Raw genomic sequence first — 6,925 nt, 5'->3', positions numbered from 1 at the left:
GATCTAGGAGTTTGGTAATGAGTAGTCTCGATGACCTCTCGAGGAGTATTATTCCTCAATTATTTGTAATACTAATTCTTACACTGATTAATGGATTTTTCGCAGCTGCGGAAATGGCCTTTGTATCAGTAAACAAGCACAAAATTAATTCTCTATGCGAAGAGAAAAATAAAAATGCAATACTTTTAAACAAATTACTAGAAGATCCAAGTAATTTCTTATCAACTATACAAATAGGGATTACTTTGGCTGGATTTTTCTCCAGTGCATCTGCTGCAACAACCTTGTCAGTTAGATTGTTTAATGTTTTATCACCTTATAACATTCCTTATGCACAAGAAATTTCCATGATATTAATTACTCTAGTACTTTCATTTTTAACTTTAGTATTTGGAGAGCTGGTACCTAAAAGAATTGCTTTAAAAAAATGCGAAACAATCGCTTTAGCATCAGTAGCACCAGTTTATTTCATCTCCAAAATATCTAAACCTTTTATAAAAATATTATCATTATCCACAAAAGTCATATTAAAACTAACTCATAATGATGATGTAGAAGACGAAAATAATATAACTACAGAAGAAATAAAACTATTAATTACTCAATCGGAAAAAAACGGAACAATTAACTTTATGGAAAAAGAGATGATTGATAAAGTCTTTGATTTTTCTGACAAAATCTCTAAGGAAATTATGACATCTAGAACAGATACAATTTTAATTGATATAGATGATGATATTAAGACAAAACTTAATACTATACTTAGTTGTAAATATTCAAGAATACCTGTATACAAAGATTCTGTTGATAATATAATAGGTATACTTTATATTAAGGATTTAATATCTCATTTAGTTAACTGTAATTTTGATAATCTTGATTTAAAAAGTTTATTACACTCTCCTTCCTTTGTACCAGAAACTAAGAAAATCGATGAGTTGTTTATATTATTAAAACAAAGCAAGAACCATATGGCTATCTTAATAGATGAATATGGTGGTTTCTCTGGTATAGTCACTATGGAAGATATAATCGAAGAAATAGTTGGTGACATTGAAGATGAGTATGACATAGATAATGATAAAGTTAAAAATCTAGGCCATGGAAGCTTCGAAATTAAAGGCAATATGTCCCTTTTAGATTTTAATAATACTTTTAATACAGATCTACAGTGTGATGATTGTGACACTATAAATGGTTATATAATTTCTAGAATAGATAAAATTCCTAGAAATGAAGAAAATATAATAATAAATATTGAGAATTATGAACTTCAAGTAATTGAAGTAGATGATAATAGAATAGAAAAGCTTAAAATAAACTTTGCTAAAGAAAGTGCAAGTTAAAAAATATTAGTTTAATATACTCAAAGGACCATTCTACGGTCCTCTTTTTTGTTATCAGGGTATTCTAATTGTTTTTTGATGCAATTTGCATTACTATTATTTTAACATTTTAAATTTATATTAGGGGGATGTAAAAATGCTACTTTGTTCTGATAAAGATAATATAATAGATAAAATTTTGAAAAGTTATGAAGTTTATTACGATGTGGAAAAGTGCGAAAATAAATCACTTCCACTTGTGGCAACTTGTGAATTTCACGTTCACAATGAAAAATACGTTCTTTCAAAAAAAGCTCAGCTTTGGTCTAGCGATGCCAACGAATACGTCTATATTTTTAAAACTGATACACTTACAAAAAATATGTTTGTACAATGTAGAGATTATGCTTATGATGAGGGAATGAAGGTCATAAATCCAAAACCTGGTCATATGTATTCTTATATAACTACTATTTTCGTATATGATACATGTGATAAAGAAACAGAAAATTTAATAAAAAAATGTAAAATAAGTAAAAACTTTAAATTCTCTTTTCATGGTTGGATGGATTTTCACATAGCTTGTATAAATACTACTGAAAATAAAATATATTCAAATAAAAGTGGTAAAGTTACTTCTGATTTTTTAGAGGAATTATTTTATAAAAAGAATTCCCGTTTTAAAAAATTAAAGAAACAATATAACTAAGTTATTTAACTTAGCCTTTAAACTGCTAGTTATAATTTTATATATAACTAAATAATTTATTAAGCTTTTATAAAAGGGGGTAAACTTATGAGCGCAGTAACTTTATTATTAATAAGTATTGCTGTATTATTAGTCGGCTATGTTACTTATGGTAAGTGGCTAGCTGATCAATGGGGGATTGATGAAAAAAAAGTCACTCCTTCACACGAATTAGAAGACGGGTTAGATTATGTACCTGCAAAAGCTCCTGTACTTCTAGGCCACCATTTCTCATCAATAGCTGGTGCTGGTCCTATTAATGGTCCAATACAAGCAGCTGTATTTGGTTGGGTTCCAGTTTTACTTTGGGTTTTAATAGGTGGTATATTCTTTGGTGCAACACATGACTTCGGTGCATTATTTGCATCTATACGTCATAAAGGTCAGTCTATAGGAGAGGTCATAGGGCAAAATATTGGTGCTCGTGCTAAGAAATTATTTATTATTTTCTCATATTTAACACTACTTTTAGTTGTAGCTGCTTTTGCATCTATAGTTGCAGATACTTTCAAAGCAACATTTACAGAAACTGGTGCAGTTGATATTGCTGCTAGTGCTGCAAATGCTTCAACAGCAATGATATCAATATTATTTATATTAATTGCCATTGCTTTTGGTTTCTTTGTTTACAGACGTAATGCTTCACTAGTTGTTTCAACTGTAATAGGTGTAATTGCCATAGTAGCTTGTATAGCTATAGGTCTTAATTGGCATCCACTATACTTAACTTCTACAACTTGGATGGTTATTGTTGGTGCTTATATCTTAGTTGCATCTGTAACTCCTGTTTGGATATTGCTTCAACCTCGTGATTATCTAAGTTCATTCTTACTATATGGTATGATGGCACTTGCTATAGTTGGTATAATTGGCTCTCATCCAACATTAGATATACCAGCATTTACTGGTTTTGTTGATACTATAGCTCCAACTGGAACATCTCTTGGATATTTGTTCCCTGCATTATTTGTTACTATAGCATGTGGTGCTATATCAGGTTTTCACTCTTTAGTTGCTTCTGGTACAACAGCAAAACAATTAAACAGTGAAAAAGACGCTAGACCAATAGCTTATGGTTCAATGTTAGTAGAATGTGCATTAGCTGTTATAGCTGTATGTGCAGTTGGATATATATGGAAAGATTATGCGGCAGGAACAACTGTAACACCTACTGTAGTTTTCGCATCAGGAATAGCTGGAATGTTAAGTCAGATACCTGGTCTAACAAATGTATACAATATAGCTTATTCGTTATTAGTTTTAACAGTTTCAGTTTTCTGTTTAACTTCATTAGACACCGCTACTCGTCTTGCAAGATATATGTTCCAAGAATTCTGGTTGGCTCCTGGTGAAACAAGAGCTGATGTTAGTGGATTCAAAAAAACTATAACTAATCCATATATAGCAACTTTAATTACTGTTGTTCTTGGTATTTCTTTAGGTCTTACTGGATATGCAAATATATGGGCATTATTTGGAGCAGCGAACCAATTACTTGCAGCTCTTGGTTTACTTGCTGTTGCTGCATGGCTTGGTAATATGGGTAAAAATAATAAAATGTTATTCTTCCCAATGGTATTTATGTTAGTCGCAACTGTTGTTTCTTTAGCATTAACAATAAAAAGCAATGTTATTGCTATTACTGCTGGTAGTGCAGGTCTTGGATGGTGCTATATACGAGCAATACTTGCTATACTTTTAATAGCTCTTGCCGTTATTCTTATGATTGAAGGTATAAGCACTATTAAAAAACAGTTTAACAAAGTAAAACAAACTAGTTAATATGTTATTAATACTTTCTACACTATACTTTTAAAGTTAATAAGTTTAAAATAAAAAAGATATGTTTTAAAATCAAACATACCTTTAATTATACTAACTTTTAAGTTTTATATTAATAAATCTCAATCATTTCATAATCTCTTAAACCAAGTCCTAGCTTATCTGCTGCTTCTATAGTATGAATTCCATTTCTAGATTCAATTCTTTCAATCATGTGAGACTTACCTTCATCTGGTGAGTTATAAACTGCATCTACACAAGCTTGGTCCAAAGCTACAGGATCAGTAGATGCCATAATTCCTATATCAGCCATCTTTGGTTCTTCAGGATTAGCATTGCAGTCACAGTCTACAGATAATTTATTTGCTATATTTATATATACAATATTTTCTCTTCCCATAAAGTCCATTACTGATTTATCTGCATCTGCCATTGATTCTAAGAAAGAATCATGGTCTGATTTGAATACGTCTTCAAATACTTCACTTTTTCCTGATGTATGAATAAGTATTTTGCCTCTAGAAGATGCTATTCCTATGGACATATTTTTAAGTGCGCCTCCAAGTCCTCCCATTTGATGACCTTTGAAGTGAGAAAGCATTAACATAGAGTCGTAATTTTTTAAATTTTCACCTATAATATTTTCTTTTAGTTGAATTCCACCTACTACTGGAATTGACATTTCATTCTTTTCATCCAAAATATCACAAGGTGCTATGGCTTTAAAACCATGCTCCTCTATAGTTTTCCAATGAACTTCATTTGTATTTCTTCCACCAGGATATGCTGTATTGCATTCAACAATAGTTCCATTTAACTTTTTAACGAGATTTTTTATAAGATTAGGATCTAAAAAATTATGTCCGCCTGGTTCTCCTGTGGAAATTTTAACTGCTATCTTCCCTTTTAAGTTTACTCCCATAGCATCATAAATTTTAATCAAACTCTCTGGTGTTATTTCTTTAATAAAATATACTTTAGATTTTTCCATAATAATTATCTCCTTTTTATACTTTGTCATAAGTATAATCCTTGGAGTTAACTCTAAGTCAAGGATTTTTCAAATAATAATATCATATCATTCCACTTGGCCCCTCCATGAACTGAAGCTGATACACCTTCATTTACAAATCCGAATTTTTCATAATAATGCACTAAATAATCTTTACAAGTAAGAACCATACCATTTTTACCACGTTCTTTAGCAAGAGATATAAAGTCTTCTAATAATATAGCTGCTGTACCCTTGTTTCTGTACTGGGGCAAAACATCTAATCCAAATACTGTTTGATATTTTCCCTTTGGATTGTGTAGTTTTACATCATGGTATAGCTTGTCAGGAAGTGAAGCTTTCTCTGTAGTGCATCCATTTATAAAACCAACTACCTTCTCATCTTCCACTGCCACTAAAAAGTTTTCTGAAAAAGCTTCAAACCTTTTTTTCATAACTTCTTCACTAGCTGCTTCTTCTGATGGAAAACAAATACTTTCTATTTTTATTATTTCTTCTAAATCTTCTTTACGTGCTAATCTAGTTTGCATAAGCTCTCCTTTATAATTTTTTAGTTATCATATTTATGTAATATAATTATATCATAAGTTTATTTTTTCAACATTTCCATAATAAAAAATTGCTTTGCTTAACAATAAAGCCAGCAAAGAACAGTTACTTTGCTAGCTTATATAAATTATTATTTTATTTATTTTCGCTATCTTGTGTTGTATTTTCATTGTTCTTATCTCCGTTTTGGTCTTCATTTGGATTTTGGTCAGGTTTTTCTTCATTAGAATTATCATTATCTGGATTTTCTTCATCTGGATTTTCTTTATCATCATTATCATCTGGATTTTGTTCTGGTTCATCCTTGTTGCCATCTTCATTCTCGTCCTTATTATCATCCTTGTCTGGATCGTCTTTATCTGGATTTTCTTTATCTGTATTATTGTCTTTATCATTATCCTCATGATTATTGTCATGATTATTATTTTGATCATTCATATTCTCATTATTATTGTTTTCATCATTTTTATTATTATCAGTAGTTTCTTCTTTATCATTTTCTGATGAATTTTGTGGAGTAATAAGATTTTCTTCAGTAGGAGTTATTGCTTCTATCTTATTCGTCTCAGGTGATTCTTCAGTTTTATCAATATCTTCACTTGTATTTGTAGTTTCCATATTGTTATTGTTTTTATTTATTAGATATTGTGCTCCAAAAGCTGTTGAACAAAGTAATACTACTCCACAACAACCTATAGCCATATATTTTTTTACTTTAGGACTAGGATTTAATTTATGAATCTTTTCAAAATTTATTGCACTTTTCTCACTTATTTCTCCTCCATCCAAATATAAATTAACATCATCTAAAAACTCACTTAAGTCTTTATATTTGTATCTTGAAATATGCTTTTTATTTGTAGATTTTTCTAATATTTCAACTATATTTTTATCTAGATCTTTGTGTTCTTCTTTATTAAATAATTTTTCTCCAGTAATCATTTCACACAAAATACTTCCTATAGCATACACATCCTCATGAGTATCAAATTTTTTAGGATTATAAATCTCACAATTTATATGACCTTTGTGATTATTAATAAATGATAAAGTATCAATTTTCACTACGCCTTCACCATTAATAATAATATTTTCTACAGTCAAGTTTTTAAAGTTTATTTTTTGATTATTAAATGCCTTAACACCATTTATAACTTCTCTTATAATTTGTAAACATTGATCTTCATTAAGTTTATTAATTCTCATAAGTTCATCTAAAGTTAAGCCTTCAAAGTTTTCACTTTCTATATAGTAATAAACCTTGTCTTTATTCATATAAGTTGATATTTCATTTATACATATTACATTTGGATTGTTAATATCTTCTAATAAGTTTACTTCCCTCTTAAAATTTTCTAAGTTTTCTTCATTACCTTCTACATTTATAAGTATATTTATAACTATTTGTTCATTAGTTTCTTTATTTATTGCCATATAAACATTAGACCATTTATTTTTATCAATAAAATCTCTAATCGTGTATTTATTATTAAAATTTTTCACAAGCAT

General features: G+C 29.3%; 6 protein-coding genes. 3 read left to right on the top strand and 3 right to left on the bottom strand.

All coding sequences use genetic code 11. The annotated features are described in order from the left end of the window. Positions 1–17 precede the first annotated feature (17 nt). From NSA58_RS13195 to NSA58_RS13185, 3 genes are all read left to right on the top strand, one after another. A complete protein-coding gene (locus NSA58_RS13195; RefSeq protein ID WP_039679177.1) occupies positions 18–1,346 on the top strand; it encodes a hemolysin family protein in 1,329 nt (442 codons plus the stop codon). A gap of 136 nt (positions 1,347–1,482) precedes the next feature. Then, positions 1,483–2,034, top strand: coding sequence for a hypothetical protein (locus NSA58_RS13190; protein ID WP_074079373.1), 552 nt, complete (start codon positions 1,483–1,485; stop codon positions 2,032–2,034). Between the two features lie 87 nt (positions 2,035–2,121). Further along, on the top strand, positions 2,122–3,855 hold the full coding sequence (locus NSA58_RS13185; protein ID WP_074079372.1) for a carbon starvation CstA family protein: 1,734 nt from the start codon (positions 2,122–2,124) through the stop codon (positions 3,853–3,855). Between the two features lie 112 nt (positions 3,856–3,967). Here NSA58_RS13185 and NSA58_RS13180 read toward each other — a convergent pair whose 3' ends face one another. From NSA58_RS13180 to NSA58_RS13170, 3 genes are all read right to left on the bottom strand, one after another. Further along, positions 3,968–4,846: a DUF362 domain-containing protein gene (locus tag NSA58_RS13180; protein ID WP_039680824.1), complete on the bottom strand. Its 879-nt coding sequence runs from the start codon at positions 4,844–4,846 to the stop codon at positions 3,968–3,970. 53 nt (positions 4,847–4,899) lie between these two features. Further along, positions 4,900–5,397 carry a GNAT family N-acetyltransferase gene (locus NSA58_RS13175; protein ID WP_074429542.1) on the bottom strand — a complete coding sequence of 166 codons (498 nt, stop codon included), beginning with the start codon at positions 5,395–5,397 and terminating at the stop codon, positions 4,900–4,902. Positions 5,398–5,551: 154 nt separating this feature from the next. Then, positions 5,552–6,925 (bottom strand): protein kinase domain-containing protein (locus NSA58_RS13170; RefSeq protein ID WP_079764758.1); only part of this gene is annotated, 1,374 nt, incomplete at its 5' end.

It is taken from the genome of Terrisporobacter muris, assembly GCF_024621905.1.
GTDB classification, from domain to species: Bacteria; Bacillota; Clostridia; order Peptostreptococcales; family Peptostreptococcaceae; genus Terrisporobacter; species Terrisporobacter muris.
The sequence above is the reverse complement of the archived record's forward strand: the minus strand, read 5'-3'. Positions and strand labels throughout refer to the sequence as shown.

What these genes read in the sequence shown, in the direction of transcription:
- NSA58_RS13175 (WP_074429542.1), bottom strand. Translation starts at nt 5,397, where the DNA reads ATGCAAACTAGATTAGCACGTAAAGAAGATTTAGAAGAAATAATAAAA.
- NSA58_RS13195 (WP_039679177.1), top strand. Translation starts at nt 18, where the DNA reads ATGAGTAGTCTCGATGACCTCTCGAGGAGTATTATTCCTCAATTATTT.
- NSA58_RS13180 (WP_039680824.1), bottom strand. Translation starts at nt 4,846, where the DNA reads ATGGAAAAATCTAAAGTATATTTTATTAAAGAAATAACACCAGAGAGT.
- NSA58_RS13185 (WP_074079372.1), top strand. Translation starts at nt 2,122, where the DNA reads ATGAGCGCAGTAACTTTATTATTAATAAGTATTGCTGTATTATTAGTC.
- NSA58_RS13190 (WP_074079373.1), top strand. Translation starts at nt 1,483, where the DNA reads ATGCTACTTTGTTCTGATAAAGATAATATAATAGATAAAATTTTGAAA.